This is a genomic window from Micromonospora saelicesensis (assembly GCF_900091575.1).
GTDB classification, from domain to species: domain Bacteria; phylum Actinomycetota; class Actinomycetes; order Mycobacteriales; family Micromonosporaceae; genus Micromonospora; species Micromonospora saelicesensis.
Map to the genome: position 1 here is coordinate 39186 of NZ_FMCR01000011.1, position 25157 is coordinate 64342.

The window sequence follows — 25157 nt, forward strand, 5'->3', positions numbered from 1 at the left end:
CCAAGGTCGGGTCACCAGGCGGTCGCGCCGCCGTCGACCGGGTAGTTCGCCCCGGTGATGTACGACGCCCGGTCGGACGCGAGGAAGACCACCAGCTCGACGACCTCCTCGGGGCGCGCGAAGCGCTTGAGGAGCGTCTTGGCGGTGATGGCGTCCCGGGCCTCCTGGTTGTCACCGAGGTCGCGTTCGCTGGCCGGGGTGAGGGTGGGCCCGGGGCTGACCGCCACCGCGCGGATGCCGTGGGGCGCGCCTTCGAGGGCGAGCTGTCGCGTCATGCCGATGATGCCGGCGTTTGCGGCGGTGTGACCGACCATCGGCGGGACGTGGCCGCCGATCATGCCGGCCATGGAGGCGGCGCTGATGATGACACCGCCACCGCGCCGGACCAGGTGCGGCCAGGCGAACTTCGACACGAAGTACGGAATGTCGAGTTCTCCGGTGATGGTGTAGCGCCAGTCCTGCACGGAGAAGTCGGGCATCGGGCCGAAGCGGAGCGCGGCTGCGTTGTTGTAGACCACGTCGAGCCCGCCGTAGGCGGCCGCGGCGTCGTCGACGAGCTTGCGTACCTGCTCGGGTTCGGTGAGGTCGACCGGCGCGATGCCGGTCATCTCGCCGCCGGCGCGACGAACGAGTTCGACAGTCTCGTCGTTACCCGCGACCTGAAGGTCGGCCCCGACGACCTTCGCGCCCTCGCGGGCGAAGGTCAGCGCCGCGACGCGGCCCAGACCACCGCCGGTGCCGGTGATCAGCACGACCTTGCCATCGAGCGTTCCCATGGATCTCCTCCTCGTTCGTCGACCAACGCGCCCGGGTATGGGAGGGTAGGTCGGATTGATATGTCAACTGACTCAAGTCCTTGACCGATCAATCGCTTCCCGTTGTGGTTACCCGGTGACGCTCACGACAGCCCTGCACCGGGGCGAGCGACAGGAACGACGTGGCAGGTGAGATCGCGACCGGAGCGGGAACGTCGCCAACCGGCACGCTAGAGCGGAGCGGACCCCGAACCGGTCGGAGCGGCCAGGCTGGGCCCGAACCACTCGGACGACCCGCGGAGGGCCTGCGGGGACGTACGCTTGGCGAACTGTCGATCTGGGGGTGTGGGTGCGAACTCGGGCAACCGTGGCGGGTGGAGTGGTGCTCATCCTCGTCGCCGTGATCGCGATCTGGCTCGTCGTACGGCAGGTGGGCGACAACCTGACGTTGCCGCTGGTGGCACGGAAGTGCACAGTGCAGGCCGACGGGCGGGTCGCCCTGGACGCCGACCAGATGGCAAACGCGGCGACCATCGCCGCGATCGGCGCGAAGCGTGGAATGCCCGAGCGGGCCGTCGTGGTCGCGCTCGCCACCGCGTACCAGGAGTCCGGGCTGCGCAACCTCGCCGACGGCGACCGCGACTCGGTCGGCCTGTTCCAGCAGCGGCCGAGCCAGGGCTGGGGCACTCCGGCGCAGATCCGCGACCCGCGCTACGCGGCCAACCGGTTCTACGCGGCCCTCAAGAAGGTGCGCGGCTGGGAGGAGATGCGGGTCACCGATGCCGCCCAGCGGGTGCAGCGCTCGGCGTTCCCCGAGGCGTACCAGAAGTGGGCCGACGACTCCGAGGTGCTCAGCCGGGCCCTGCTCGGCGACGCCAGCGGCGCTGTCGCCTGCTCGGTGGGGCGCACCCCGGTAATGCACGGCGCGGCGGCGGCCGCGCAACTGACCCGCAACCTGGTGCTGGACTGGGGGCTCAAGGGCACCGACCCGACCGACCCGACCGGGTTGGCGGTGACTCCGGGCGACCAGCGCGACGGCTGGCGGTACGCGCACTGGCTGGTCTCCCACGCCCAGGACCACGGCGTGAAGCGGGTCCGCTTCGGCGACCTGGAGTGGACCGCCCGCGACGGCTCGTGGGGCCGGGTGGACGGCCGGCAGAACCCCGCCGGCCAGGTGGTCGCCGAGGTGTTCAACGAGGGTTGACCGACCCGGATCTCTTAACCGGCAGTCACCGCACAATCGGGCAATACGCACCGAATCGCACTATTGATCTCTGAGATCTCACTCTATGCGTTTCTTCCGCTGCGTGGGGTCCCGCCCTGGCCCAATCCCGCGCCACACTCTCCCCGCTGCCCGGGCCGCCGCGTTACGATCGGCGGCCTGTGCCAGAAAAGGTTTCACCTCATGGGGAGGGGTACGACGCGGTGTTCGATTACGGCGACCGGACCGGTTACGAACCGATCAGCGACACTGACCGCAAGGAGTTCCACGAGCAGGGCTTCCTCCTGCTGCGCAACGTCCTGACGGAGGACCACCGGGCGGCGCTGGAGGCGGCGGTCGACCGCGTCTACGCGGAGGAGCAGGCCAAGGGCACCACCAAGAAGGACGGCACCCTGCACCTGCTGGGCTTCCTGGAGCGCGACGAGCTCTTCGGTGAGCTGCTGACCCACCCGATCGCCTTCCCGTACATGTGGGGGCTGGCCGGCTGGAACATCTACACCCACCACAACCACCTGGACGTCACCCCGCCGGCCGCCGAGCCGGAGAAGCCGTACTGGGGTTGGCACCAGGACGGGTACCGGCAGAACTCCGACCCGGAGACGATGGACCCGAACCTGCCTCGGCCGATGTTCTCGCTGAAGGTCGCGTACGTGCTGTCGGACCTCTCCGAGACCGGCCGCGGCGCCACCAAGGTCATCCCGGGCAGCCACCTGAAGAACTCGCTGCCCCGGCCTGCGGACCTCACCGTGCAGAACCCCGACCCGGAGGGCACGGTGGAGATCACCGCCAACCCGGGCGACGCCTTCATCTTCGACCGCCGGCAGTGGCACTCGCGGTCGACGAACCTGTCGACCATCACCCGCAAGATGCTCTTCGTCGGCTACACCTACCGGTGGATCCGTCCGCTGGACGAGCTGCACCCCGACGTGAACGGCGAGTGGTACCGCAACCGCACCCCCGTGCAGCGCCAGCTGATCGGTGAGGGCACCCACACCGCCAACTACTGGGGCATCAACTGGGACGGGTACGTCGACGACGAGATCCCGCTCCGCAAGGAGCTCAAGGAGCGCGGTCTGCTCGACCGCAACATCCCCTGGCTCCGCTGATCCACTGCTCGTAGGACGGCCCCCTGCCGACGCTCAGCGTTGGCAGGGGGCCGTTTCACGTCCGCGGGCCGACCGCTCGGGCCCGGCCCGTTCCCGACACCGGAGACCCGCACTGTCGGTAGCGTGGCGGGTGCGCAGGTCGGGGCGCGGCGCCCAGGGCGTGGGGTGGCACAGGAGGCAGCGCAGTGACATCCGCTCCGCTCCCCCGGATCCTCCGCCGCCGCGGCGAGCCGGAATACCCGACCTTCCTGGAACTCTTCTTCGATCTCGTCTACATCTTCATGTTCTCCCGGCTCGCTGCCAGCCTGGCCGAGAACCTCACCGTCCGGGGCGCGGCGCAGACCGCCGTCCTGCTGCTGGCAGCCTGGTGGGTCTGGGTGCTGACCGCGTGGCTCACCGACCTGTTCAACCCCCGGCTGCCGATCATCCAGGCGACCACCCTGCTGGTCATGCTCGGCACCCTGCTGATGGCGATCGCGACCCCGTACGCCTTCGGTCGGTACGGGTGGCTCTTCGTCGCGGCCTACTTCGCCATTCACCTGGTCCGCGACGCCGTCCTGATCCCCGGCACCCGGGTGAACCGGCCGATCCAGGCCAGGAGCATCCGGGTGTTCTTCTGGTTCGGCGTCACAGTGACGCCCTGGGTGGCCGGGGTGTTCGCGGACGAGACCGCCCGACTGGTGCTCTGGTCTCTCGCGGTGGCGGTCGACCTCGGCTCGGCCCGGATCGGCTGGCCGACGCCCAGGCTGGGGCGGACCGAGCTTGCCAGCCAGATCTTCACCGGGGTGCACCTCTCCGAGCGGCACCGGGCGATCTTCATCGTCGCGCTCGGCGAGTTGATCCTGAGCACCGGCATGGGGTTGGCCGGCAGCGGATTCACGGCCGGCGCGGTGGCCACCAGCGCGGTCGCGTTCCTCAGCGCCGTACTGCTGTTCCAGCTCTACTTCCAACGGGTCCAGCGGATCCTGGCACCACCCAGCGTCGCAACTGTGGAACGGGTCCGCTCCGGCACCTCCACCTCGTACAGCCATCTGGTCATGGTGGCCGGGGTGGTGCTGGTCTCGACCAGCACCTCGCTGGTCATCGACCGGCCGTTCGGCCGCGCCCCGGTCGCGCTGATGGTCGCCACCCTCGGCGGACCGGTCCTGTTCCTGCTCGGCAGCGTCCTGTTCGATGCCGTGGTGACCGGCCGGACCCTCTGGTCCCGGGTGCTGGCGATCGCGGTGTTGTGTGCCCTGGTGGCACCCGCCACCCTCCTGTTCCCGCCCCTGGCCGCCCTGATGCTGGCGAACCTGGTCCTGCTGGTCACCCTGGTCGCGGAAGGGCTGGCCGCGCGCAGGCGCCTGGTCGGGGCCGCCGTGCCATCGTGATGAACGGCCGTCGGCGGCCGTCGTGGAGAGTCACCGCAGCATCGGTGGTGCCGGCGTACGCGTGTGTCGCCGGGTGCTCACCAGGTTCGCCGCGGCGATCAGGAGCAGCACCGCCATGGCGAGCAGGGCGACCAGCACCGGCGGCAGCAGGGGCGTGGCCGGTGCCACGCCCGCCAGCAGCACCAGCCCGGCCAACCGGGACCGCGAGATCCGCCCGAACACGGTGAAGTCGAGGACGCCCCGGCCGACCAGGTACAACGCGGGTCCGCCGAGGATCACCGCGGCCCACGAGGGCGGGGTCTCGCCCAACGGGCGGATCACCACGAGCCGGCTGGTGACCGCCGCGCCGATGATTCCGGCCACCATGATCAGATGGGTGACCGCGGCGGACTGGGTGAGCAGCGCCGGGTTGGACGATCGGGCGATCGCGTCGGTCAGCAGCTCACCGGCGCGGTAGATGTAGATCCGCCACATCAACACGATGGTGGTGAACACCACGAGTAGAGCCGAGGCTCGCTCCAGCGTGTACTCGCTCATGCTGAAGGTCGTTCCGGTCACGAAGATCGAGACACCGAGCGCGACGATGACGAACTGCCGGTAACGCTCGGCCACCCGCGCACCGACCAGCCGCCAGTCGCGCGGTCGTGAGCGGCCGATCCCGGGTACCGGCCAACCCAACGCCGCCGCGCCGTACTCGACGACGGCAGCGAGCACCCAGATCGCCAACTGCCCCGAACCGCCGACGAGCGCCCCACCGATCCAGCCGATGCCCGCGACGGCCTCCCAGATCAGGATCCGGATGCTGCGCCGCGGCGGCCTCCTGTGCGAGATGACCAGGATGTAGTAGGCAGCGGTACTGAGGTGGATGACCACGTACGTGGTCGCGAAGAGCAGCCGGCGATCGCCGTACGCGTCGGCCGCGAGCGCGGCCAACAGCAGGCTGGCCGCCGCCACCCAGATGAACTGCCCCTGCCCGGCCGGGCGGGTCAGGTCGACGCTGTCCGCCGTCCACACGGTCAGTGCCCAGATCATCGTGAACCCGAGCAGCAGCACCAGCGTCTCGGTGACGCCCGTCCAGGTCAGGTTGTCGGCCAGCACCGTCGCCAAGGTGACCAGCGCGAAGATGTAGACGAGGTCGAAGAAGAGCTCGAGGAACGCCGGACGCTCCAGGCTCGGGTCGGGGGATGACGCCGCCGCGGCACCGCCGTCCGTCGTCATCGACATCGCGCTCCACCCGGTCCCCGCCGCACGCCCTCCGTGGGGACAATACGGGCAAGTCCGTCGCTGGGCCCGTCATCGGGGTTCTTCCGGGCCGGATCAGCGGAGTCCGTCGGTGCTCGTCGGGGCGTCGCGGCGGATGCCGTCGCGGCCGGTCAGCCCCGGGCGGCGAGGCGTCGGCGGGCCTTCTCCCGGATCGGCTCCGGCAGGTCCTCGGCGTCGAGCAACCGCGGCAACAACTCCGGCTCCAGGCTGTTCGCGCGGAACACCTCGCCGATGGTGACACCGTGCGCCGGCCGGTCCACCACCTCGACCGGGTCGCCAGCGCCGACCTCCCCCTCGCGCAGCACCCGCAGGTAGGCCCCGGGCGATGCCCGGACGGTGAACCGTTTGATCAGATCCGGTACGCCCCAGAAACCGGCGAAGGTGGTGCAGGGGGTACGCGGCTTGGTGACCTGGAGCAGGGCGGAGCCGACCTGCCACTGCTCGCCGATCACCGCACCCGTCACGTCGACCGCGTAGGTGGTCAGGTTCTCGCCGAAGCCGCCGGGCGGTATGGCGCGGCGCAGTTCGGCCACCCACCAGGCGGCGTCCTCCTCCGCGTAGGCGTAGACCGCCTGATCCGGGCCACCGTGATGGGCCCGCTCGCCGATGAAGTCCCCCGCCAGGCCGCCGGTGAGCACCGAAACCGGGCCGTCGACCGGCCGCTTGTCGATGCCGCTGCGACCGCTCGCGTCGCCGGCCCACCCGGCCTCGGTCACGATGCCGAGGTTCACCGCTGCCACCCTGCCCGTCATGACCGTCAGCCTAGTTGGCGGTCCAACGCCGGCCAGCCCTCCCGACCGGGCGTCAGCACCGGCGTCAGCTCTCGCGGCGCGGGGTCAGCCCTTGACGGCGCCGGCCACCAGGCCGGAGACCATCCGACGCTGCACCAGCAGGAAGAAGATGATGACCGGCAGGGTGAACAGGGTGGACGCGGCCATCACCGGCCCCCAGTTGGTGTCGTCCCGACCGAAGAAGAAGGTCATCGCCACCGGCAGCGTGTAGCTGCCCTGGTCGTTGATGAACGTCAACGCGAAGATCAGCTCGTTCCACGCCGTGATGAAGGAGAAGATGCTGGTGGCCACCAGGCCGGGCGCAACCAGCGGGAAGAGCACCCGGCGGAAGATCTGGGCTCGGCTGGCCCCGTCGATCGCCGCCGCCTCCTCCAGCTCCTTCGGCACCGCGGCGACGAAGCCGCGCAGCATCCAGACCGCGAACGGCAGCGAGAAACCGAGGTACGTGAGGATCAGGCTGGGCAGGGTGTTGTAGAGCCCGAGCCGCTGGATCATCAGGAACAGCGGGATGACCAACGCCTCCAGCGGGATCATCTGCACCACCAGCAGCATGATCAGGAAGCTGGTCCGCAGCTTGAAGCGGAACCGGGCCACCGCGGTCGCGGCGAGCAACGCCACCAGACCGCTGAGCACCACAGTGGAGACGGCTACCAGCGCGCTGTTGAGGAAGAAGTCGAGGAAACTGACACCGGGGATCAGGTTGCCGGTCAGGATCTCCCGGTAGTGCGTCAACGTCGGATGGGTCGGCACCGGCTGCGGGGTGGCCGAGAAGATCTCGCTGCTCGGCTTCAGCGAGGTGGAGATCATCCAGTAGACCGGAAACGCCGCGAAGAGCGCGACCAGCAGCCCGGCGCCGTTGAGGGCGATTTTCTTCACGACTCGTCCTCCTGCCTGAGCACCATCCGTACGTAGAAGCCGGTGACCACGAGCAGGATCAGCGTGAGGATCACCGCGATGGCCGCGCCGAGCCCGTACTTGGGCGGCGGGGAGAAAGCTTCGGCGTACGAGTAGATGGCGAGCATGAACGTCGGCCGGTCCTGGGTGCCGCCGGCCAGCACGAACTGCTGGGTGAAGACCTTGAAGTCCCAGATCGTGGAGAGCACGATCAGGATCCCGAAGACCGGGCGCAGCAACGGGAAGGTGATCTTCCAGAAGACCCGCCACGGGCTGGCGCCGTCCACCCGGGCCGCCTCGTGCAGCTCACTCGGCACGCTCTTGAGACCGGCCAGCACACTCACCGCGATGAACGGGAACGAGTGCCAGACCACCACCAGGGTGAGGATGGCGAAGAAGAGCAGCGGCGAGTTGAACCAGCCGTAGCCGGTCCAGTCGCTGCGCCCGAACAGGCTGTTCGAGAGCCCGTCCGGCAACGCGTTGAACAGCCACGTGACCAGGCCACTCGTGTCGTCGAAGATCCACTTCCAGACGATGGTGCCGGTCAGCGCCGGCGTGGCCCAGGCGAGCATCACGCAGCTGGCCACGAACGTCGCCATCTTGCGACCGAGCCGGTTGAGCAGCAGCCCCACCAGCGTGCCGAGCACCATGGTGAGCAGCACGTTGGCCGCGGCGAACAGAACCGTGTTGCGCAGCACGGTCAGGAAGAACGGGTCGGACAGGATGTCGACGTAGTTGCCGAACCCCACCCACGGCCACTCCCGATCGCCGCGCAGCTGGCGGACGCTGTTCAGCCGGTAGAAGGACATCACCACCACCTGGCCGAGCGGCCAGAGCAGCAGCACCCCGATGATCAGCAGGGCGGGCAGGAGCAGCAGGTAGGGCAGGCGGTCCACCCGGCGACGCCGCCGCGCGGGGTTCTCCCGCGCGGCGGCCGTCTCCGGGCTTTTTGTCTGTGAGCTCACTTGCTGTTCAAAATGCCTTCCATCTCACCGGCCGCATCGGCGGTAGCCTTCTCGACCGTCTTCTGACCCTTCATGACCGAGCTGTTCATCGCCTGGGTCACCGTCTTCGTCCGGCTGACCTCCACCCACTTCGGGGTGAGCGGCGTGAGCTTGGTGTTCTGCATGGTGGTGGCGAACGCCGCCATCACCTTGTCGTTCGCGTACGCGTCACCGGAGACCAGGTCCTTGTAGACCGGGAAGAAGCCGAGGCTGCTCGCGAAGCTCTGCGCGTTCTTCTTGTTGAGCAGCACGGTCAGGTAGTCCCAGGCCAGGTCCTGCCGCTCGCTGTCCTTCCAGATCGCCACGTCCGAGCCGCCCGCGAAACCGGGCGCCGCCTTGCCGTCCGGGCCGGGGATCGGGAACGTACCCCAGACCTTCTCGATCTCGGGGTTGTCCTTCTTGATGGCACCCTGCTGCCAGCTGCCGGCGAAGGCCATCGCGGCCTTGCCGGTGGCGAACTGGGTACGCGCGTCGATCTCGTTCCAACCCGCCGCCGCCGGCGGGGCGACCTTGTGCACGGTCACCAGGTCGGTCCAGAACTTGACGGCCCGCTGCGCCTCGGGCGTGGTGTAGCCGGACTTCCAGGTGCCGCCCTGGTTGCTGGCAATCTCGCCGCCGGCGCCCCAGAGGAAGGAGTAGAAGGGCAGCTCAGAGTTGCCGGGAAGGGCGATGCCGTAGGTGCCCTTCTTCTTCGCCTGCACGGCCTTGGCCACGGTGACCAGCTCGTCCCAGCTCTTCGGGGGCTGCACGCCGGCCTCGGCGAACCAGTCGGTGCGGTAGTAGATCGCGCGCACACCGGCGTACCAGGGCACGCCGTACTGCTTGCCGTCGAGCTGCGCGTTGCGCACCAGGTCGGGCAGCAGATCCTTGCCGTCGGCCCAGCCGCCCATCCGACCACTCACGTCGGCGAGCGCCTCCTGGGCGGCCCAACCCTGGGTCTCGGTGTTACCCAGTTCGGTGATGTCCGGCCCCTCACCGCCGGCGAGCGCCGCCTGGAACTTCTTGGGCGCCTCCAGCCAGGGGATGTACTGCACGACCACATCGGTGTCGGGGTGCTTCTGGCGGAACTCGGCCTCGACCCCGTCGAGGAAGGAGTTCTGCGCGTCCCCGCCCTCACCCATCATCCAGACCGTGAGCTTGCTGTCGTCGGCCGCATCGTCGCCGGAGCCTCCACAGCCGGTCAGCACCATCGCGGCCGAGGCCACCATGGCGGTGACCGGGGCCAGCCGCTTCCACCTGTTCACGCCACTTCTCCCCTCGCGCCGCCTGGAACTAACCTTCTCCGCCGCACCCTAGTACGGAGAATTCCTTTACGACAGTGGGCGGGACTGGCCGAAGCGTGGCGACCGTACCGCAGCGGCCCGACGACCGGCACTCCAACATCCGGCCAAAGTTGGGCCTTTCAGCACGAAAGAGCGCCCGGCTCTCGGCCGGGCGCTCTTTCGGGTCGTGCTGTCCTACGAGTGGTGCTGTGTCGCCAGATGATGCCGGGTCGTTATCGGGTGACGCTGCGGCGGCGACCCACACCGGCCACCAGGGCGACCGCGATCGCGGCCACAACGACCTGCACCAGCAGCTCGGCCCAGTCGATACCGCTCGTCTCGGTCGCGATGCCGATGGCCCGCGCCAGGACGGTGCCCAGCAGCGCGGCGCCGACACCGATCAGCAGGTGCAGCCAGATCGGCATGTTCTGCCGGCCCGGGACGACCAGGCGGCCGAGCGCGCCGACGATGAGACCAACAACGATCGCAGTGATGATGCCCCACACGGTGAGCTCCACGGCCACCCTCCTTCAAGAATGTCTGACACACGGTGCGTGTGCTTCCTGTCGTGACCGTTAATTGCCCTACCCACCGAAAATCCAAACCGACTTCAATCACCAAACGATCACGACTTGCCCGACAGGGACACGTTCCACCGCGGTCCCACCAGCTCGCCGGCCCACCGGCTCCCCGGGCCACCAGCCCACCGGGTCGCCCGGTCCCCGGGTCGCCGGGTCGCCGGACCTGATCAACACGAGGTCATTGAATCCGCGGTATTGGACCCACCGGGACACCACGACATCAGCAAAACCGAGTCGATCACCGCGATCCAGCTCGCCGGAGACGTCCAGCAGGAAGCGGCGGCGGCCCTCGCGGCGGCAGTACGCCGATGGGCGCCCGACCTGTCGGTCGGGCGCCCATCGGAGGTGTCGCGGTGGTACGAGTTGGTGCTGTGGTGTTACCGGGTCACGCGGCGGCGGCCACCCACACCGGCCACCAGCGCGACAGCGATCGCGGCCACCACGACCTGCACCAGCAGCTCGCCCCAGTCGATACCGCTCGTCTCGGTCGCGATGCCGATGGCCCGCGCCAGGACGGTGCCCAGCAGGGCCGCGCCGATACCGATCAGCATGTGCAGCCAGATCGGCATGTTCTGCCGGCCCGGGACGACCAGCCGGCCGAGCGCGCCGACGATGAGACCGACAACGATCGCAGTGATGATGCCCCACACGGTGAACTCCACGGTCGCCCTCCTTCAAAGAATGTCTGACACACGAGTTGTGTGCTTCCTGTCGTGACGGCTAAGTGCCCGACCCACCGAAAGCCCAAACCGACTCACCTCAATCGACACTGTCAGCAGTCAATGTTTCGGAGGTGCGTCGGTTGACGCGTGAGTACGTCCACACAGGTAGGAGCCCACTTCGTCGCTCCGTCGGCCGCACAACAGCGACAAAAAATTTTCGGCACCCGGCGGTCACACTCCCCGCACCGGCGCACACGAGGCGTCCGGAAACGCGACGCGCCCGGGTGCGGGTGGCACCCGGGCGCGTACGGCGGCGCGAACTACTTCTTGCCGGCGGCCTTGCCGTCGCCGGAGTCGGAGGAGAGGGCGGCGATGAAGGCCTCCTGCGGCACCTCGACCCGGCCGACCATCTTCATCCGCTTCTTGCCTTCCTTCTGCTTCTCCAGCAGCTTGCGCTTACGGCTGATGTCGCCGCCGTAGCACTTGGCGAGCACGTCCTTGCGGATCGCCCGGATGGTCTCCCGGGCGATGACCCGGCTGCCGATGGCCGCCTGGATCGGTACCTCGAACTGCTGGCGCGGGATCAGGGTGCGCAGCTTGGCGGCGATGGTGACGCCGTAGTTGTACGCCTTGTCCTTGTGCACGATGGCGCTGAACGCGTCCACCGGCTCACCGTGCAGCAGGATGTCGACCTTCACCAGGTCGGACGCCTGCTCGCCGGAGGGCTCGTAGTCGAGTGAGGCGTAGCCCTTGGTGCGGCTCTTCAACTGGTCGAAGAAGTCGTAGATGATCTCCGCTAGGGGCAGCGTGTAGCGCAGCTCCACCCGGTCGGCGGAGAGGTAGTCCATGCCGAGCAGGGTGCCGCGCCGACCCTGGCAGAGCTCCATGACCGCGCCCACGTAGTCGTTTGGCGTCAGCACTGTGGCCCGGACCACCGGCTCGTACACCTCGGCGATCTTGCCGGTGGGGTACTCGCTCGGGTTGGTGACGACGATCTCCTCGCCGTCGTCCGTGATCGCCCGGTAGACGACGTTGGGCGCGGTGGAGATCAGGTCGAGGTTGTACTCGCGCTCCAGCCGCTCCCGGATGATTTCCAGGTGGAGCAGGCCGAGGAAGCCGCAGCGGAAGCCGAAACCGAGCGCGCCGGAGGTTTCCGGCTCGTAGTCCAGGGCGGCGTCGTTGAGCTTGAGCTTGTCCAACGCCTCGCGCAGGTTGGGGTAGTCGGACCCGTCGATCGGGTAGAGGCCGGAGTAGACCATCGGCTTCGGGTCCTTGTAACCACCCAACGCCTCGGCCGCCGGCCGGCTATTGATGGTGACCGTGTCACCGACCCGGGACTGCCGGACGTCCTTCACACCGGTGATCAGGTAGCCGACCTCGCCGACGCCGAGCGCCTCGGCCTTGACCATCTCGGGTGAGATGACACCGATCTCCAGCAGCTCGTGCACCGCACCGGTGGACATCATCTTGATCCGGTCGCGGGCGCTGATCCGGCCGTCGATGACCCGGACGTACGTGACGACGCCGCGGTAGACGTCGTACACCGAGTCGAAGATCATCGCGCGGGCGGGCGCCACGGCGTCACCGACCGGTGGGATGAACTGCCGGACGATCTCGTCGAGCAGGTACGGAACGCCCTCGCCGGTCTTGCCGGAGACCCGGATGCAGTCGGCGGGGTCACCGCCGATCAGGTGGGCAAGCTCCTCGGCGTACTTCTCCGGCTGCGCGGCCGGCAGGTCGATCTTGTTGAGCACCGGGATGATCCGCAGGTCGTTCTCGAGAGCCAGGTAGAGGTTGGCCAGGGTCTGCGCCTCGATGCCCTGCGCGGCGTCGACCAGCAGCACGGCACCCTCGCAGGCGGCCAGCGACCGGGACACCTCGTAGGTGAAGTCCACGTGCCCCGGGGTGTCGATCATGTTGAGCACCGCCTGCTCACCAGCCCGCTCACCCTCGCGGATGGTCCACGGCATGCGGACGGCCTGGCTCTTGATGGTGATGCCGCGCTCGCGCTCGATGTCCATCCGGTCCAGGTACTGCGCGCGCATCTGCCGCGGGTCGACCACGCCGGTGAGCTGCAACATCCGGTCGGCCAGGGTCGACTTCCCGTGGTCGATGTGGGCGATGATGCCGAAGTTCCGGATGCGACCGGGGTCGGTGGCACCAGGGGCGTTCGCGCCGGGATCGAGCTTCGGTGGCACAGCGGTCCGTTCTGGTCGGCTGACGTGAACAGGCCGGCGCGCCGCCGACCCCCTCTATGTTCCCACGCCGCCGGGGTGCGCCCACTGCGCGGGCGATGGAACGGCCCGAGGACCCCTCACTCCATCGGCGGCTCGACGAAGAGCGCGGCCAGTCGGGGCAGCCGGCGACGCGCCTCGTCCTCGTCGTCGAAGTCCCAGAAGTCGTTGAGATCCGGCGTCCGGACCGGGTCGCGGTCCGCCGGCAGTTCGGTCGCGGTGGCCTTGCGGTACGCGTCCCAGGGCACCGAGAGCATCTGCTCGGCGGAGAACTCCTCGCCGCTGAGCGAGGCCGCCCGCACCTGGGGCAGTTCGGCCAGCGAGTCCGGTTCGGCGACCGCGCGGGCGAAGACGGCCCGCCCCTGGGTCATCAGCCAGCCCCGGAAGTGTTCGAAGCCGTCGGCCGAGGCGCCACCGTTGATCAGGTACGCCGCACCCCAAAGATCCGCCTTGTGCGAGGCGGCCAGCACCCGCGTCTGGTGCCGCGCGTACCCGATGATGTCCTCCGGGTCGCGCTGGGCGAGCAACGCCACGGCCCGCGCGGCGACCGGGCCGGGCTCACCCCCGCCGCCGGCCCGCGCCTCGTCGATCAGCTGCCAGAAGTCCTCGGTCCTCATGGCTTGGCAGTCTGGCAGTGTCGCCGTGCGTCGCGCACGTACCCCGGGGCAGCATGGTGGGATGTCCCCTCCCCTGCTGCCGCCGGTGCCGTACCACGCGAGCGCCCTGCGCCCGTCGTGGCCGGCGTTACCGGCGGCGCTGCGGGCCGCGGTCGCCGAACGGCTCGGCGCGCCGGTGGTCACCGCCCGGGTCGCGGGCGCGGGCTTCACCCGCGGGTTCGCCGCCGTGCTCGACACCGCCGACGGTGGTCGGGCCTTCGTCAAGGCCGCACCCGCCGCCGAGCAACCGCATCTGGTCGACTGGTACGCCCGAGAGGCCGCGATCCTCGACCGGCTGCCGGCCGACCTGCCGGCGCCCCGCCCCCGGTGGACCCTCTCCGCGGCCGGCTGGTTCGTGCTCTGCACCGACGCCGTCGACGGGCACACCCCGCACCTGCCCTGGGGAGCCGCCGAGTTGGACGCCACCCTCGCCGGGTACGCGCGGGTCACCGCCGCCCTGGCCGACCCGCCGGCCGAGCTGACCGCGCTCGGCCTGCCCCACCTGGCCGACCTGGCCCGGTCGGACATCCTCTGGTGGGAGGAGGTCGCCGCCGGTCGGGAGCCGACCCCACCGCTGCCCGAGCCGCTGCTGGGCCGGCTGCCCGAGCTGGTGGAGTTGGAGTCCCTCCTCCCCCGGTACGCAGCCGGCGCGACCGGCCTGATCCACGGCGACCTGCGGGTCGACAACGTGCTGATCAATTCGGACGGCCGAGCCTGGTTCTGCGACTGGACCTGGGTCTGCTCCGGGCCGGCCTGGTTCGACCTGGCCGGCCTGCTGCTCACCGCGTACGCCAGCGGGCTGGACGCGGACCGGCTCTTCGCCGCGCACCCGGCCACCGCCGGCGCGCCCCCGGACGCGCTGGACGCCACCCTGGCCGCGTTGGCCGGCTACTACCTCACCGGTGCTGCGGCGGCACCGCCGACGGCCTCGCCGCACCTGCCCGCCCACCAGCGGTGGAGCGGCGAGCAGTCGCTCGACTGGCTGGCCCGCCGCCAGGGCTGGCGGTGACGCAGGCTGGCCTGGGATGGGCTGGCGGTGACGCGGGCTGGCCTGGGGCGGGCTCGCGGCGACGCGGCCGGGCTGGCGGTGCGGCGAACCGGCTCGCCGCCGGGCTGGCGGTGAGCCGCAGCCGTGTTCGAGGGCGTAACCTGGTGCCCGACGGGCCGGGTCCGTCCGCGCGAAGGCCGAGTCGTTTTGGCTCGTCCCCGGCGACCTGGTAACCTGGCTCTTCGCGCAGCGATGACGCACGTTCGTCATCACGCGCAATAAGCTGACCAACCCGAGCTATCAAGACGAGGCTGTCGCGTGGCGAACATCAAGTCCCAGATCAAGCGCAACCGGCAGAACGAGAAGGCCCGGCTGCGCAACAAGTCGGTCAAGTCGTCGCTGAAGACCGCCGTCCGGAAGTTCCACGAGGCTGCCGAGGCCGGTGACGTCGAGAAGGCGACCGCGCTCATGCTGGACGCCTCGCGCAAGCTGGACAAGGCCGTCAGCAAGGGCGTGATCCACTCCAACCAGGCCGCGAACCGCAAGTCCGCGATCGCGAAGCGCGTGGTGTCGCTCTCCGCCTGACGACTTCACCGTCAGACTGATTCGGAAAACCCCGGGCCCCAGGCCCGGGGTTTCCGTGTGTCCAGAGGCCGGCCGTGTTCATCCGGGCCGGCCGTTCTGTGCATGGGCCCCGACAGGGTCGGCGCTCAGTCTGACGGGTTGGCCCGCCGGGGCGGTGGCACCGGGTCGGCGGTGATCACCACGCCGGGAACGCTGTGTGAGACCCACTCCACCCGGGCTCGGCCGACCACCGGTTCCATCTGCCGGCGAAACCGGTCCCGTTCCTGCTCGGGCACGAGCGCGGCGGAGCGGACCACGATCGCGGCCACCATGTCGTTGAGCTTCACCATGGCGGCCACCACGACCGGCAACACCAGCACCGCCCACCAACTGACCAGCTCGGCGAGGGCGAGCAGCACCGCCAGTGCGATGGCACCCTCGAAGAAGAGGAAGCACAGCACGCCGCCGGGGTTGACGAACCGCAGGCCGAGGAGCCGGGCGTAGAGCGGCCGGTAACGCTCCTCGTCCACGGGAATGGTGGCCCACGCCGGGCGGTTCGCCCCCGTCACCTGGTGCTGCCCTGCCGGGCCGCCGCGACCGAGAAGACCGCACGCTCCAGGGCGTACGCCCGGTCGTCGGAGCCGCCCTTGACGGCCGCGTTGCACTCGGCGGCGGCCTGCATGGCCTGGACCAGGCCCTCCGGCGTCCAGCCCCGCCCCTGCCGCTGCGCCCGCTCGATCTTCCAGGCGGGCATTCCGAGGCTGCTGGCGAGCTGGTACGGACTACCTCGTCCGGCCGACGCCACCCGGGCCACCGTGCGCACCCCGTCGGCCAGGGCGTCGGCGATGGGCACCGGGTCGACCCCGACGTGCAGGGCCCAGCGCAGTGCCTCAAGCGCCGCCGGCACGTCGCCGACCATGGTGGCGTCCGCCACCGTGAAGCCGGTCACCTCGACCCGACCCCGGTAGTAACGGGAGACCGTCTCGGCACTGATCCGCCCATCGGTGTCCGCGACCAGTTGGGAGCAGGCGGCGGCCAGCTCACGCATGTCGTTGCCGACCGCGGCGATGAGCGCCTCGGCGGCGTCGTCGGTGCACTTTCCGCCGGCCCTGCGGATCTCGTCGCGAACGAAGGCCACCCGGTCACGGTGCCCCTTGAGCTTGGCGGCCGGGACCACCGTCGCGCCGGCCGCCCGCAGACCGTCGGCGAAGGCCTTGCCCTTGGCACCGCCCAGGTGCAGCACCAGCAGCTGGACCTCCGGGTCGGGATTCTTCGCGTACGCCAACAGCGCGGCGACCAGGTCCTTGCGGGCGTCCTGGCCGGAACGCAGGATCAGCAGCCGCCGCCCGCCGAACAGCGAGGGGCTGAGCATCTCGGCGATCTCGCCGACGGTGAGCGCGCTGGCCTGGTACTCGCGGACGTCCACCTCAGGGTCGACACTGCGAACCTTCGCGACAGCCTCGGTGACCGCGCGCGTGGCGAGCAGTTCCTCGTCACCGAGGACGAGCAGAATGGGGGCGAGGCTGGCGGGGGTCACGCCGCCCATATTCGCACGGCCTGCGGCGGGATCGTGCCTGCTCATTCGCTGCTTGATCGGCGCAGCCCGCACACAGCGCAAATCCAGACATCCAACTCAATTCCCCGTTTAATTCGCAAGTCGCCCGATTAATCGGAAGCCAGTTTCCTTGATCCACACGGGATCAAGGAAACTGCGGTGTCGGACCGCCGCTGATACCCCGAGGTCAGCGATCCCGAGTCGATCAACGACCGGACGGTCAACGCGGGTCAGGCCGCCGGCCCGCGCCGCAAGGCTGCCGGCCTGCGGATCAGCGCCGCCGGCCCGCGGGTCAGGGCTGGCGGCCCGCGGGCACACCTCGCCGGGCTACCGCCAGGCCGTCACCCGTCCGGACCGCAGCCACGTCGCCGTCCGTGTCGGTGCGCAGCACCCGCACGCCGTCCCTGCCCAGTTGGGTGAGCAGCCCCGGACTCGGATGCCCGTACGTGTTGCCGGTGCCCACCGGCACGAGCGCCACTGTCGGCCGCACCGCGTCGAGGAAGCCCTGGTCCTGGTACGCCGAGCCGTGGTGCGCGACCTTCAACACGTCCGCCCGTAACTGACCGGGGGCCGCCCGCGCCACCATCGCGTGCTGTTCCTCGGTCTCCGCGTCGCCGGCCAACAGGATCCGTACCCCGGCCACCGTGGCGCGCAGCACCAGCGAGTTGTTGTTCGGGTCGGACCTGGTCCCGGCCAGCGGGTACGGCGGGCCGAGCACCAGCAGGTCGACCCCGCCCACGGGATGGCGAGCGCCGGCCACGGTGGTCAGCAGCGCGGCCCGCCCGCCGTTGGCCGCCGCCCGAACCAGTTCCCGACCGCTCTCCGGGTCGGTGGACGACGGCATCAGGACGGCACCCACCCGCCGCCCCCGGAACACGCCGGCCACCCCGCCCACGTGGTCCACGTGAAAGTGACTGATCACCAGCAGGGGCACCTCCCGTACGCCGAGCCGTCGCAGGCAACCGTCCACCGCACCCGGTTCCGGCCCGGCGTCCACCACCACGGCACGGCCGGGGTCGACCGGGAGCACCAGTGCGTCGCCCTGCCCCACCGCGCAGGCCACCACCACCCACCCGGCGGGCGGCCAGCCGGCGGCCAGCAGCCGAACCGGCAGGGCACCCAGCACTGCGGCGACCCCAACCACCGTCACCAGCCGGCGTACGAGTGGCCGGCGCACCGCGATCAGCAGCGCGACGGTCAGCCCGGTCAGTAGCAGGGCACCGGGCACCCCGCCCGGCCACGGGAGGGTTCCACCTGGCAGTCGAGCACCGTGGCGGGCGATGACCACCAGCCACCAGGCCGGCCAACTCGCCAGCCACGCGACGAACTCGGCGCCGGCCGGCCAGATCGGCGACACCATGGCCGCCAGCACGCCCAGCACGGTCGCTGGCGCGATGGCCGGTACCGCCAGCAGGTTCGCCGGCACCGCCACCACGCTCACCGTGCCGGAGATCCCGGCGACGACCGGGCCGCAGGCAAGTTGGGCAGCCGCCGGCACTGCCAGTGCCTCGGCCAGCCCAGGCGGGACGCCTCGCCGACGCAGTCCGTCCCGCCAACGCGGCGCGAGCAGCAGCAGGCCACCGGTGGCCAGCACGGAGAGGGCGAACCCGGGATCCCCGGCCAACTCGGGGTCGACGAGCACCAGCACGGTCACGGCGGCGGCCAGCGCGGGAAGCGCCGCCCGAGGTCGACCGGCTGCGAGCGCGGCGAGCCCGATCGCTCCCATCGTGGCTGCCCGTACGACGCTCGGCGACGGGCGGACCAGGATGACGAAACCCACCAGCGCCACCCCGCACAGCGCGGCGGCGAGCCACGGACCGGCACGCGACCACCGGGCCAGCAACAGCACCGCACCCACCACGATTGCCACGTTGGAGCCGGAGACCGCATTGAGATGGGTCATCCCGGTTGCCTGGAAGTCTTCCTCGACGGCGGGTGGCAGTCGGCTGGTGTCGCCCACCACCAGACCGGGCAGCAGCCCACCGGGGTCGTCGGGCAGCGGCGCGCAGGCCCGTTGCAGGCCGGTACGCAGCGTCCCGGCGGCGCGCTGCGCCCAGGACGGCACGCCGTGCCGCTGCGGCGGATCGTTGGTGCTGAGCACCGCCGCGGTGAGGTCGCCGCCGCGCGGAACCCCGAGCCGGCCGTCGACGGTGAGGCGCTGCCCGGGCAGCAGGCCCCGCCACGCCGGATCGGCGGCCAGGACGAGCAGCCGCACCGATGCGTGGATCCGTCGACCATCCGGGCCGGTGAGCCGGACCAGCTCGGACGACACCAGCAGCATGCCCGGTCGCCCGGCGCTCCGGATTGGCCGCGGGTCGTCCCGGACGACCAGGTCGGCGGTGATCGGAGCGCGTTGCTCGGCGAGGGCGCGTATCGCCGGCGCGTCGCGAACGGCGAGCCGGGCGGCGGTGGCCGCACCAGCGCAGACCACCCCGAGGCCGACCGCCACGGCCACCCACCCGTAGCGCCGCACCACGGCTCGGGGACGGCCGAGGCGGCCGAGCAGATGCACGGCGCCAATTGCCGTCAGACCGGCCGCCGCGCCGGCCACCAGCAGCGTGGTGCGGCTGCCGAGGTGCAGGCCGGCGAGCGCGGTGAGCCAGGCCGCCACGGCGAGCCCGGCCAGTCGCAGATCCGGCGGCTCGGACCGGGCCGGGCCGGCCGACGGCGCGGGCTGCGCCGGCCCGGCCGGCATCCGGGGCTGGGGCCGGCCGACCGGTGGTGGGTCTGCGGCGACGGCGGACTCGCTCACACCGTCACCAGATCCTTGAGCTGCTCGTAACGAGCATCGCCGATCCCGTCGACCTGGCGTAGGTCGCCAACGGACTTGAACCCGCCGTGATGATCTCGATGGGTGAGGATCCGTTGGGCGAGCACCGGCCCGACCCCGGGCAGCGTGTCGAGCTGCGCCAGTGTCGCGGTGTTGAGGTTCAGCGGCCCGGCGGCGGGAGCCGCACCGCCCGCCGCAGGCCCGGCCGCACCGCCCGGCGCCGGCGGTGGCGTCACCCCGACCACGATCAGCTCGCCATCGGTGACCTTGCGGGCGGGGTTGAGCAGCGCCACGTCGACCCCCGGGAGCGCGCCGCCGGCCGCCTGCACCGCGTCGGCGAGACGGGACCCGGCCGGCAGGCGTACCAAACCGGGTTTTCGGACCTTGCCGGCGACCGCCACCACCAACTCGCCGGAGCTGGACGCGCTGGGGTCGCCCGCCGGTGCGGCCGACGCGGCGTCGCTGGCCAGCGGGGCGACCGGCTCCGACTGCGGCCGGGCCTGCCAGGCCCAACCTGCCGCACCCGCGACCACCACCACGGCGACCACCGCCAACGCCCGCACGCCCCGCCGCCCCGGGTCGAACGCCGACGGGCCGGGCAACCGCAACTCGGGCGGGACCGCAAGGCCGTCCGGTGCTGGCTCCGCGACCGATGCCGCAAGCTGGGACGGCAACACGCCACCCGGGGTTGCGTCCACGAGCGGCGCACCAAACGGGGGTACGCCCGCCGCCGACGCCTCGGGCCGGGGTAACGGTGCGACAACCGTCTCCGTCAACCGGCGCAGGCGCTGGCGTACCTCTGTCTCCTCGTCGTGCGACACAACGCGACGCTATGACGGCGGTCGGGACGGCGGAGGGTCACCGCGCTGCCCTGTGGACAACCACCGCCCTTGTGGACAACGCCCTGATCATGCCCGGATCTGGTAGGCCGCAGTCGAATGTCGGCGCTTGGCCTGGGCAACCGGTCTGGTCGACGGCACCCGCATCGAGCGGACTACCCTCGCCGGTATGGCCGACTCCCGCCTGCTGCGCATCGGCACGCGCAACTCTCCGATGGCTCTCGCGCAGGTCGAGCGGGTTCGCGCGATGCTCGCCGAACGGCACCATGAGGTCACCGTGGACGTGTTGTCGATGTCGGCAAGCGGGGACCGCTGGCACGGTGACCTTGCCGCCCTGGGCGGCAAGGGGGCGTTCACCAAGGAGGTGGACACCGCCCTGATCGCCGGGGATGTGGACCTGGTGGTGCACTGCGTCAAGGACGTCCCCGGAGACCGGCCGGCACCAGCCGGCACGGTGATGGCCGCCTACCTGGCCCGTGACGATGTCCGGGACTGCCTTGTGCACCCGGGCGGGCTGCGAATCGACCAACTGCCCCCCGGCACCCGGATCGGCACCTCCGCCGTCCGGCGGGTCGCGCAGCTGGCACTGCACTGGCCGAGCCTGGTGCCGGTGCCCATCCGCGGCAACGCGAACAGCAGGCTCGCCAAACTCGACGCCGGCGACAGGTACGACGCGCTGCTGCTCGCGTACTCCGGGCTGGAGCGGATCGGGCAGGCCGCCCGGATCACGCATCCGATCGACGTCGACACGATGGTCCCGGCCGTCGGCTCCGGCACTCTGGTCCTGCAATGCCGCGAAGACGACACCAGCACCCGTGACCTGGCAGCCAGCCTCGGCGACCCACGGGCCTGGCGGGAGACCGTGGCGGAACGGACGATGCTGCACATCCTGCAGGGGAACTGTCATTCCCCCATCGCTGCGCTTGCCCGCACCGAGCCCGACGGACGCCTCGGCCTACGGGCGAGGGTGATCAGCGTCGACGGCAAGACAGTGCTCGACGCACACGAATGGGCAGCGGATCCGATCACCCTCGGGACCTCCGTGGCCGCCGCCCTGCTCCGGCAGGGTGCCCGTGACCTCCTCGACCTGTCCGCGCACGCCTGACCGTCCGCCGGGTACCGCCGTCGCGCGCCGGTAGGCAAATTCCAACCGGTCCATTGGGGATTTGGAAGTAGAGTACGTCGTGTCGATCTTGACGGGTCCGACCACGGAGGTGGCTCAGATGCGGGCTCGACTACGGCGGATACACATCGACGGGCACACCTTCACGTGGCGCGCGGCGCTGCACACCGTGCAGGTCAACGGTTTCTACCGCCGAGCCGTCCACGTTCGCGCCTGGGGACCCGGCGGCAAGACCAGCCAGAAACTCGAAGCGGATCTGTTGTCGACCCCCGGGCCGTACGTTGTCGACAACGGTTACCCCACACCCGCCGACGTGCGGGCGGTCATCGTCTGCGGCCTGAAGAGTGGCTGGCAGCCAGAGCAGCGGGGCGGAACGTTCGTGCTGTCCGACCGCGAGCATGGGGCCAACTTCGCGGCGACGGGGTTCCAACTGACTGATCCCGTACGCCCGGGCGAGAGCGGCCCCACGACCCACGAGGCTCGGCAGCGAGGCTGACGGCCGGTGGGGCAACCGCGCCCGACCGGCCGACGGGCCTGCTACAGGTACGGCCGGGTGATGATTTCGATCGCGTGGCCAGCCGGGTCGAAGAAGTAGAAGCCCCGGCCACCGTGCTCGGTGTTGGTCTCCCCCTCGCGCTTCAACTGCGGGTCGGCCCAGTACGTGATGCCGCGCCCCTCGACAAACGCCAGGCACCGCACGAACAACTCGTCGTCGACGAGGAACGCGTAGTGCTGCATCTGGATGTCCACCGGCGGCTCGGCGAACTGGAGCAGCACACCCTCATCCAGTTGGACGTTGGCGAACGGCCCCCACGAAGGCGCCTCCGGCAGCTCGAACAACTCCCGGTAGAACGCGGCCGAGGCGTTCTTGTCCTTGCTGGCGATGATGGTGTGGTTGAACGTGACTGCCATCCGTACCGTCTTCTTCCCGGTCGATCCGAAGACCCGACCGGAGGCCCACAGCGTTCAGCCAGCCACGCAGATGACGAAGCCCCGAGGGCACCGACGCCCCGGATCCCGCACGAGAGACGCGTACATCGCGTCGATCTCGGCGTGGTGGCTGAAGTAGCCAAAACCTCCGGGGGGTAGGCCCATCTGGGGCGCGCACGGAGGCTAACACAGCGGCGCGGGCAGGATCATTCACCGTTTCTGGAGCATGACCGAGGCGACTTCTGCCATGACCGCCAACGCCCAGTCGAGTTGTCGGCACTCGCTGCGTCCTCGGCACTCCAGGCACCCTCCTGCCCGCCACGGCCGGTCGAGCGCCCGGGTCCAGTGAGCATCCAGCACCCGCTTGGCCATGAACAGTTCGGTCGCGGTGGACACCGGTTCATCGATTGGCATGTTCGGCCCTCCGCGCGATCCGAAGTAGCCCGCCCTGAGGGCCGAAGCCTTGCGATGAATTCCCTCAGGGCGGGCAGACCGGATACCTCAGGAGTGCTGAAGTCCAGGAGCACCCGATCACTGTCTCACTGTATCCACTGTCTCACTGTAGTCAAGTTCTCACTATCTCCACTTTGCTGCGTTGCCGCCTTGTCTCGATCACGTCCCGGCTGGAAACATGATCTCCGCTGAAGTCCGGGAGAGCCGCTCATGCCGACGAGACCACCGCACTACCGCCGCGTAGCGGATGACATCGAGCAGAAGATCCGCTCGGGCGAATACTCGCCTGGCCAACAACTGCCGTCGGTGTCCGAGATCGGCGAGCTGTACAACGTGGCACGCTCCACGGCCTATCGAGCCGTCAAGGAGCTGCACGAACGGAACCTGATCTACGGTCAGCAGGGCCAGGGCGTGTTCGTCGCCGACAGCTAGGCTCCGCCGGCACGAGAGCTACGCGACGGTCAGCGGGCCTCTGGGTCGAGGCCGAGTACGGCCCGTCCGCCGTCCACCGGCAACGTCACCCCGTTGACGAAGCTCGCCGCGGGCGACAGCAGGTACGCGACCGCCTCGGCCACCTCCTCGGCCCGCCCGATGCGGCCCACCGGGTGCAGCCGGGTCAGCTCGGCGTCGATCCACTGGGCCTGGGTGGGCTCCTGCGTGGCGAGGAATTCGGCGTGCCGCTCGGTGGCGATCGAGCCGAGCGCGACCGCGTTGGCGCGGATGCCGTGCCGCCCGTACTCGACGGCCAGCGCTCGGGTGAGCCCTTCCACGGCGGCCTTCGCCGTCGCGTACGGCAGTGCACCGGACACCGGTCGACGGGCCTGGTGCGACGAGACGTTGACGATCGCGCCGCCGGCGGCGCGGGCCAGGAAGCGGCGGACGGCGACCGCGGCGCCCACCACGGCCGGGCGCAGGTTCAACCCGATCAGCTCCAGCACCGTGTCGGCCGACGCGGAGTGCAGCGTGGCGTCGCGGAACACCGCTGCGTTGTTCACCCAGCCGGTCAGCGGCGCGGCGCGGTCCGCTAGCTCGGCGGCGCGCTCGGCCACCTGCTCGTCGGCGGCGTCGCCGACCACCGCGACGAGCCGATCGGCGGCCGGATGGTCGGCCAACCAGTCGACCGCGTCGGCGTCGCGTTCCAGGACGACGATAGTGGCGCCGGTCGCCAGCAGCCGTTCCACAACGGCCCGGCCGACACCGCGACCGCCTCCGGTCACCACGCACGACGTGGGCACGGCTCAGCCCTCCGGTCGGCGGTGGACGACCACGCAGGCCAGGCCCGGCCCGGCGTGCGCGGCGACGACGGCACCCGCCTCGGAGACGTACGTGTCGTGCAGCCGGTCACCGAACCGCTCGGTCAGCGCGGCGCGCAACGCCTCGGCCCGTTGCGGTGCGGCCAGGTGGTGCACCCCGAGATCCACGTCGTCGCCGTCGGCCGCCTCGACGGCCAGGTCCACGAGACGGGCCACTCCCCGGCTGGCGGTGCGGACCTTCTCGCGCAGCACGATCGCCCCGTCCGGCATGTGCATGATCGGCTTGACGGACAGCGCGGTGCCGACCAACGCCTCGGCCGCGTTGATCCGGCCGCCCCGGCGCAGGAACTCCAGCGTGTCGACGTAGAACCAGACGGTGGTGCGGGCGATGGCGGCGAGCGCCGCGTCGCGTACAGCGGCAAGGTCGGCGCCGGCCTCGGCGGCGGTGGCGGCGGCGATGGCCGGAAAGCCCAGCCCCATGCCCGTCGAGCGGCTGTCCACGACCTCGACCCGGCCGTCCAGGTCGGCGGCGGCGAGCCGGGCGGCCTCCACCGTGCCGGACAGCGCGGCGGAGATGTGCACCGAGACGATCCCGTCGGCGCCGGCGTCGAGCAGTCGGCGGTACGTCCGGGCGAACTGCTCGGGCGCCGGGCGGGAGGTGGTCGCCGTGACCCGGCGGGCGCTCAACGCCAGGGTGGCGTCGGCCGGCTGGGTCTCCACCCCCTCCAGCCCCTCCGCGCCGTTGAGCACGACGGTCAACGGCACGACGGTCAGCCGGTGCGCCTGCACCAGCTCGGACGGAAGGTAGGCGGTGGAGTCGATGACAACCGCGACGGGCATGCCCGGCACGCTAGCCGATCGAGGCCCCGAACGCCGAGGCGC

26 protein-coding genes are annotated in these 25157 nt (G+C 70.6%); 8 read left to right on the forward strand and 18 right to left on the reverse strand.

Annotation, left to right across the window (positions count from 1 at the left end; genetic code table 11):
• Positions 1-11: 11 nt before the first annotated feature.
• The gene (locus GA0070561_RS32550) at positions 12-776 is read right to left on the reverse strand and encodes an SDR family NAD(P)-dependent oxidoreductase (RefSeq protein ID WP_091409798.1); all 765 of its coding nucleotides are present in this window, start codon (positions 774-776) and stop codon (positions 12-14) included.
• A gap of 322 nt (positions 777-1098) precedes the next feature.
• Here GA0070561_RS32550 and GA0070561_RS32555 point away from each other — a divergent pair, with 322 nt between their 5' ends.
• The 3 genes from GA0070561_RS32555 to GA0070561_RS32565 all read left to right on the forward strand — a co-directional run bounded on the left by GA0070561_RS32555 (position 1099) and on the right by GA0070561_RS32565 (position 4453).
• The gene (locus tag GA0070561_RS32555) at positions 1099-1959 is read left to right on the forward strand and encodes a hypothetical protein (protein WP_091409801.1); all 861 of its coding nucleotides are present in this window, start codon (positions 1099-1101) and stop codon (positions 1957-1959) included.
• A 221-nt stretch (positions 1960-2180) separates the two neighbouring features.
• Positions 2181-3083, forward strand: a complete 903-nt coding sequence (locus GA0070561_RS32560; protein ID WP_091409805.1) for a phytanoyl-CoA dioxygenase family protein — start codon at positions 2181-2183, stop codon at positions 3081-3083.
• 185 nt (positions 3084-3268) lie between these two features.
• Positions 3269-4453: a low temperature requirement protein A gene (locus tag GA0070561_RS32565; protein WP_091409808.1), complete on the forward strand. Its 1185-nt coding sequence runs from the start codon at positions 3269-3271 to the stop codon at positions 4451-4453.
• Positions 4454-4483: 30 nt separating this feature from the next.
• Here the strand turns inward: GA0070561_RS32565 and GA0070561_RS32570 are convergent, their stop codons facing one another.
• The 9 genes from GA0070561_RS32570 to GA0070561_RS32610 all read right to left on the reverse strand — a co-directional run bounded on the left by GA0070561_RS32570 (position 4484) and on the right by GA0070561_RS32610 (position 13761).
• Positions 4484-5677, reverse strand: coding sequence for a low temperature requirement protein A (locus GA0070561_RS32570; protein ID WP_091409812.1), 1194 nt, complete (start codon positions 5675-5677; stop codon positions 4484-4486).
• 149 nt (positions 5678-5826) lie between these two features.
• Positions 5827-6468 (reverse strand): MOSC domain-containing protein, encoded by a 642-nt coding sequence (locus GA0070561_RS32575; RefSeq protein WP_091409815.1) that lies wholly within the window; start codon positions 6466-6468, stop codon positions 5827-5829.
• 84 nt (positions 6469-6552) lie between these two features.
• On the reverse strand, positions 6553-7383 hold the full coding sequence (locus GA0070561_RS32580) for a carbohydrate ABC transporter permease (protein WP_091409818.1): 831 nt from the start codon (positions 7381-7383) through the stop codon (positions 6553-6555).
• A complete protein-coding gene (locus GA0070561_RS32585; protein ID WP_091409821.1) occupies positions 7380-8366 on the reverse strand; it encodes a carbohydrate ABC transporter permease in 987 nt (328 codons plus the stop codon). Before GA0070561_RS32585 ends, GA0070561_RS32580 begins: the two co-directional genes overlap by 4 nt.
• Positions 8363-9649 (reverse strand): sugar ABC transporter substrate-binding protein, encoded by a 1287-nt coding sequence (locus GA0070561_RS32590; RefSeq protein ID WP_091409824.1) that lies wholly within the window; start codon positions 9647-9649, stop codon positions 8363-8365. The genes GA0070561_RS32585 and GA0070561_RS32590 overlap by 4 nt, the downstream gene beginning before the upstream one ends.
• 251 nt (positions 9650-9900) lie before the next feature.
• Positions 9901-10185, reverse strand: a complete 285-nt coding sequence (locus tag GA0070561_RS32595; protein ID WP_091410004.1) for a GlsB/YeaQ/YmgE family stress response membrane protein — start codon at positions 10183-10185, stop codon at positions 9901-9903.
• A gap of 440 nt (positions 10186-10625) precedes the next feature.
• Entirely contained in the window at positions 10626-10910 is a 285-nt protein-coding gene (locus GA0070561_RS32600) for a GlsB/YeaQ/YmgE family stress response membrane protein (RefSeq protein ID WP_091409827.1), read from the reverse strand.
• 320 nt (positions 10911-11230) lie between these two features.
• Positions 11231-13108 (reverse strand): translation elongation factor 4, encoded by a 1878-nt coding sequence (gene lepA / locus GA0070561_RS32605; protein ID WP_091409831.1) that lies wholly within the window; start codon positions 13106-13108, stop codon positions 11231-11233.
• 116 nt (positions 13109-13224) lie between these two features.
• Positions 13225-13761: a DUF4240 domain-containing protein gene (locus tag GA0070561_RS32610; RefSeq protein WP_091409835.1), complete on the reverse strand. Its 537-nt coding sequence runs from the start codon at positions 13759-13761 to the stop codon at positions 13225-13227.
• Between the two features lie 61 nt (positions 13762-13822).
• Here GA0070561_RS32610 and GA0070561_RS32615 point away from each other — a divergent pair, with 61 nt between their 5' ends.
• Positions 13823-14809 carry an aminoglycoside phosphotransferase family protein gene (locus GA0070561_RS32615; protein ID WP_091409838.1) on the forward strand — a complete coding sequence of 329 codons (987 nt, stop codon included), beginning with the start codon at positions 13823-13825 and terminating at the stop codon, positions 14807-14809.
• Between the two features lie 297 nt (positions 14810-15106).
• Positions 15107-15373 carry a 30S ribosomal protein S20 gene (rpsT, locus tag GA0070561_RS32620; RefSeq protein ID WP_030491765.1) on the forward strand — a complete coding sequence of 89 codons (267 nt, stop codon included), beginning with the start codon at positions 15107-15109 and terminating at the stop codon, positions 15371-15373.
• Between the two features lie 125 nt (positions 15374-15498).
• Here rpsT and GA0070561_RS32625 read toward each other — a convergent pair whose 3' ends face one another.
• The 4 genes from GA0070561_RS32625 to GA0070561_RS32640 form a co-directional block, all read right to left on the reverse strand.
• On the reverse strand, positions 15499-15921 hold the full coding sequence (locus GA0070561_RS32625) for a hypothetical protein (protein ID WP_091409841.1): 423 nt from the start codon (positions 15919-15921) through the stop codon (positions 15499-15501).
• Positions 15918-16898 carry a DNA polymerase III subunit delta gene (holA, locus tag GA0070561_RS32630; protein WP_091409844.1) on the reverse strand — a complete coding sequence of 327 codons (981 nt, stop codon included), beginning with the start codon at positions 16896-16898 and terminating at the stop codon, positions 15918-15920. Before holA ends, GA0070561_RS32625 begins: the two co-directional genes overlap by 4 nt.
• Before the next feature lie 301 nt (positions 16899-17199).
• Positions 17200-19602, reverse strand: coding sequence for a ComEC/Rec2 family competence protein (locus GA0070561_RS32635; RefSeq protein WP_091410009.1), 2403 nt, complete (start codon positions 19600-19602; stop codon positions 17200-17202).
• Positions 19603-19655: 53 nt separating this feature from the next.
• A complete protein-coding gene (locus GA0070561_RS32640) occupies positions 19656-20498 on the reverse strand; it encodes a ComEA family DNA-binding protein (protein WP_091409848.1) in 843 nt (280 codons plus the stop codon).
• Between the two features lie 187 nt (positions 20499-20685).
• On the opposite strand from GA0070561_RS32640, the gene hemC reads away from it, so the two are divergent.
• Entirely contained in the window at positions 20686-21621 is a 936-nt protein-coding gene (gene hemC, locus GA0070561_RS32645) for a hydroxymethylbilane synthase (protein WP_091410013.1), read from the forward strand.
• A gap of 118 nt (positions 21622-21739) precedes the next feature.
• Positions 21740-22135: an integrase gene (locus GA0070561_RS32650; RefSeq protein WP_112680979.1), complete on the forward strand. Its 396-nt coding sequence runs from the start codon at positions 21740-21742 to the stop codon at positions 22133-22135.
• A gap of 41 nt (positions 22136-22176) precedes the next feature.
• Here GA0070561_RS32650 and GA0070561_RS32655 read toward each other — a convergent pair whose 3' ends face one another.
• Together GA0070561_RS32655 and GA0070561_RS32660 are read right to left on the reverse strand one after the other, a co-directional pair.
• A complete protein-coding gene (locus GA0070561_RS32655) occupies positions 22177-22551 on the reverse strand; it encodes a VOC family protein (RefSeq protein WP_091409853.1) in 375 nt (124 codons plus the stop codon).
• Between the two features lie 228 nt (positions 22552-22779).
• Complete coding sequence (locus GA0070561_RS32660; RefSeq protein ID WP_141710518.1) at positions 22780-22983, reverse strand: hypothetical protein; 204 nt, start codon at positions 22981-22983, stop codon at positions 22780-22782.
• Positions 22984-23232: 249 nt separating this feature from the next.
• Between GA0070561_RS32660 and GA0070561_RS32665 the strand changes: the two genes are divergently transcribed.
• Positions 23233-23454 carry a GntR family transcriptional regulator gene (locus GA0070561_RS32665; protein ID WP_091409860.1) on the forward strand — a complete coding sequence of 74 codons (222 nt, stop codon included), beginning with the start codon at positions 23233-23235 and terminating at the stop codon, positions 23452-23454.
• A gap of 29 nt (positions 23455-23483) precedes the next feature.
• Here the strand turns inward: GA0070561_RS32665 and GA0070561_RS32670 are convergent, their stop codons facing one another.
• Both GA0070561_RS32670 and GA0070561_RS32675 read right to left on the reverse strand, forming a co-directional pair.
• Positions 23484-24257 (reverse strand): SDR family NAD(P)-dependent oxidoreductase, encoded by a 774-nt coding sequence (locus GA0070561_RS32670; protein ID WP_091409864.1) that lies wholly within the window; start codon positions 24255-24257, stop codon positions 23484-23486.
• Between the two features lie 3 nt (positions 24258-24260).
• Positions 24261-25115 (reverse strand): DegV family protein, encoded by an 855-nt coding sequence (locus tag GA0070561_RS32675; RefSeq protein ID WP_091409866.1) that lies wholly within the window; start codon positions 25113-25115, stop codon positions 24261-24263.
• Between the last annotated feature and the right edge of the window lie 42 nt (positions 25116-25157).

Excerpts from the sequence above, each read along its gene's own strand:
- GA0070561_RS32660 (WP_141710518.1), bottom strand. The coding sequence starts at position 22,983 with ATGCCAATCGATGAACCGGTGTCCACCGCGACCGAACTGTTCATGGCC.
- GA0070561_RS32615 (WP_091409838.1), top strand. The coding sequence starts at position 13,823 with ATGTCCCCTCCCCTGCTGCCGCCGGTGCCGTACCACGCGAGCGCCCTG.
- GA0070561_RS32675 (WP_091409866.1), bottom strand. The coding sequence starts at position 25,115 with ATGCCCGTCGCGGTTGTCATCGACTCCACCGCCTACCTTCCGTCCGAG.
- GA0070561_RS32650 (WP_112680979.1), top strand. The coding sequence starts at position 21,740 with ATGCGGGCTCGACTACGGCGGATACACATCGACGGGCACACCTTCACG.
- GA0070561_RS32610 (WP_091409835.1), bottom strand. The coding sequence starts at position 13,761 with ATGAGGACCGAGGACTTCTGGCAGCTGATCGACGAGGCGCGGGCCGGC.
- GA0070561_RS32550 (WP_091409798.1), bottom strand. The coding sequence starts at position 776 with ATGGGAACGCTCGATGGCAAGGTCGTGCTGATCACCGGCACCGGCGGT.
- GA0070561_RS32570 (WP_091409812.1), bottom strand. The coding sequence starts at position 5,677 with ATGTCGATGACGACGGACGGCGGTGCCGCGGCGGCGTCATCCCCCGAC.
- GA0070561_RS32665 (WP_091409860.1), top strand. The coding sequence starts at position 23,233 with ATGCCGACGAGACCACCGCACTACCGCCGCGTAGCGGATGACATCGAG.
- holA (WP_091409844.1), bottom strand. The coding sequence starts at position 16,898 with ATGGGCGGCGTGACCCCCGCCAGCCTCGCCCCCATTCTGCTCGTCCTC.
- GA0070561_RS32575 (WP_091409815.1), bottom strand. The coding sequence starts at position 6,468 with ATGACGGGCAGGGTGGCAGCGGTGAACCTCGGCATCGTGACCGAGGCC.
- hemC (WP_091410013.1), top strand. The coding sequence starts at position 20,686 with ATGGCCGACTCCCGCCTGCTGCGCATCGGCACGCGCAACTCTCCGATG.
- GA0070561_RS32655 (WP_091409853.1), bottom strand. The coding sequence starts at position 22,551 with ATGGCAGTCACGTTCAACCACACCATCATCGCCAGCAAGGACAAGAAC.
- GA0070561_RS32635 (WP_091410009.1), bottom strand. The coding sequence starts at position 19,602 with ATGCCGGCCGGGCCGGCGCAGCCCGCGCCGTCGGCCGGCCCGGCCCGG.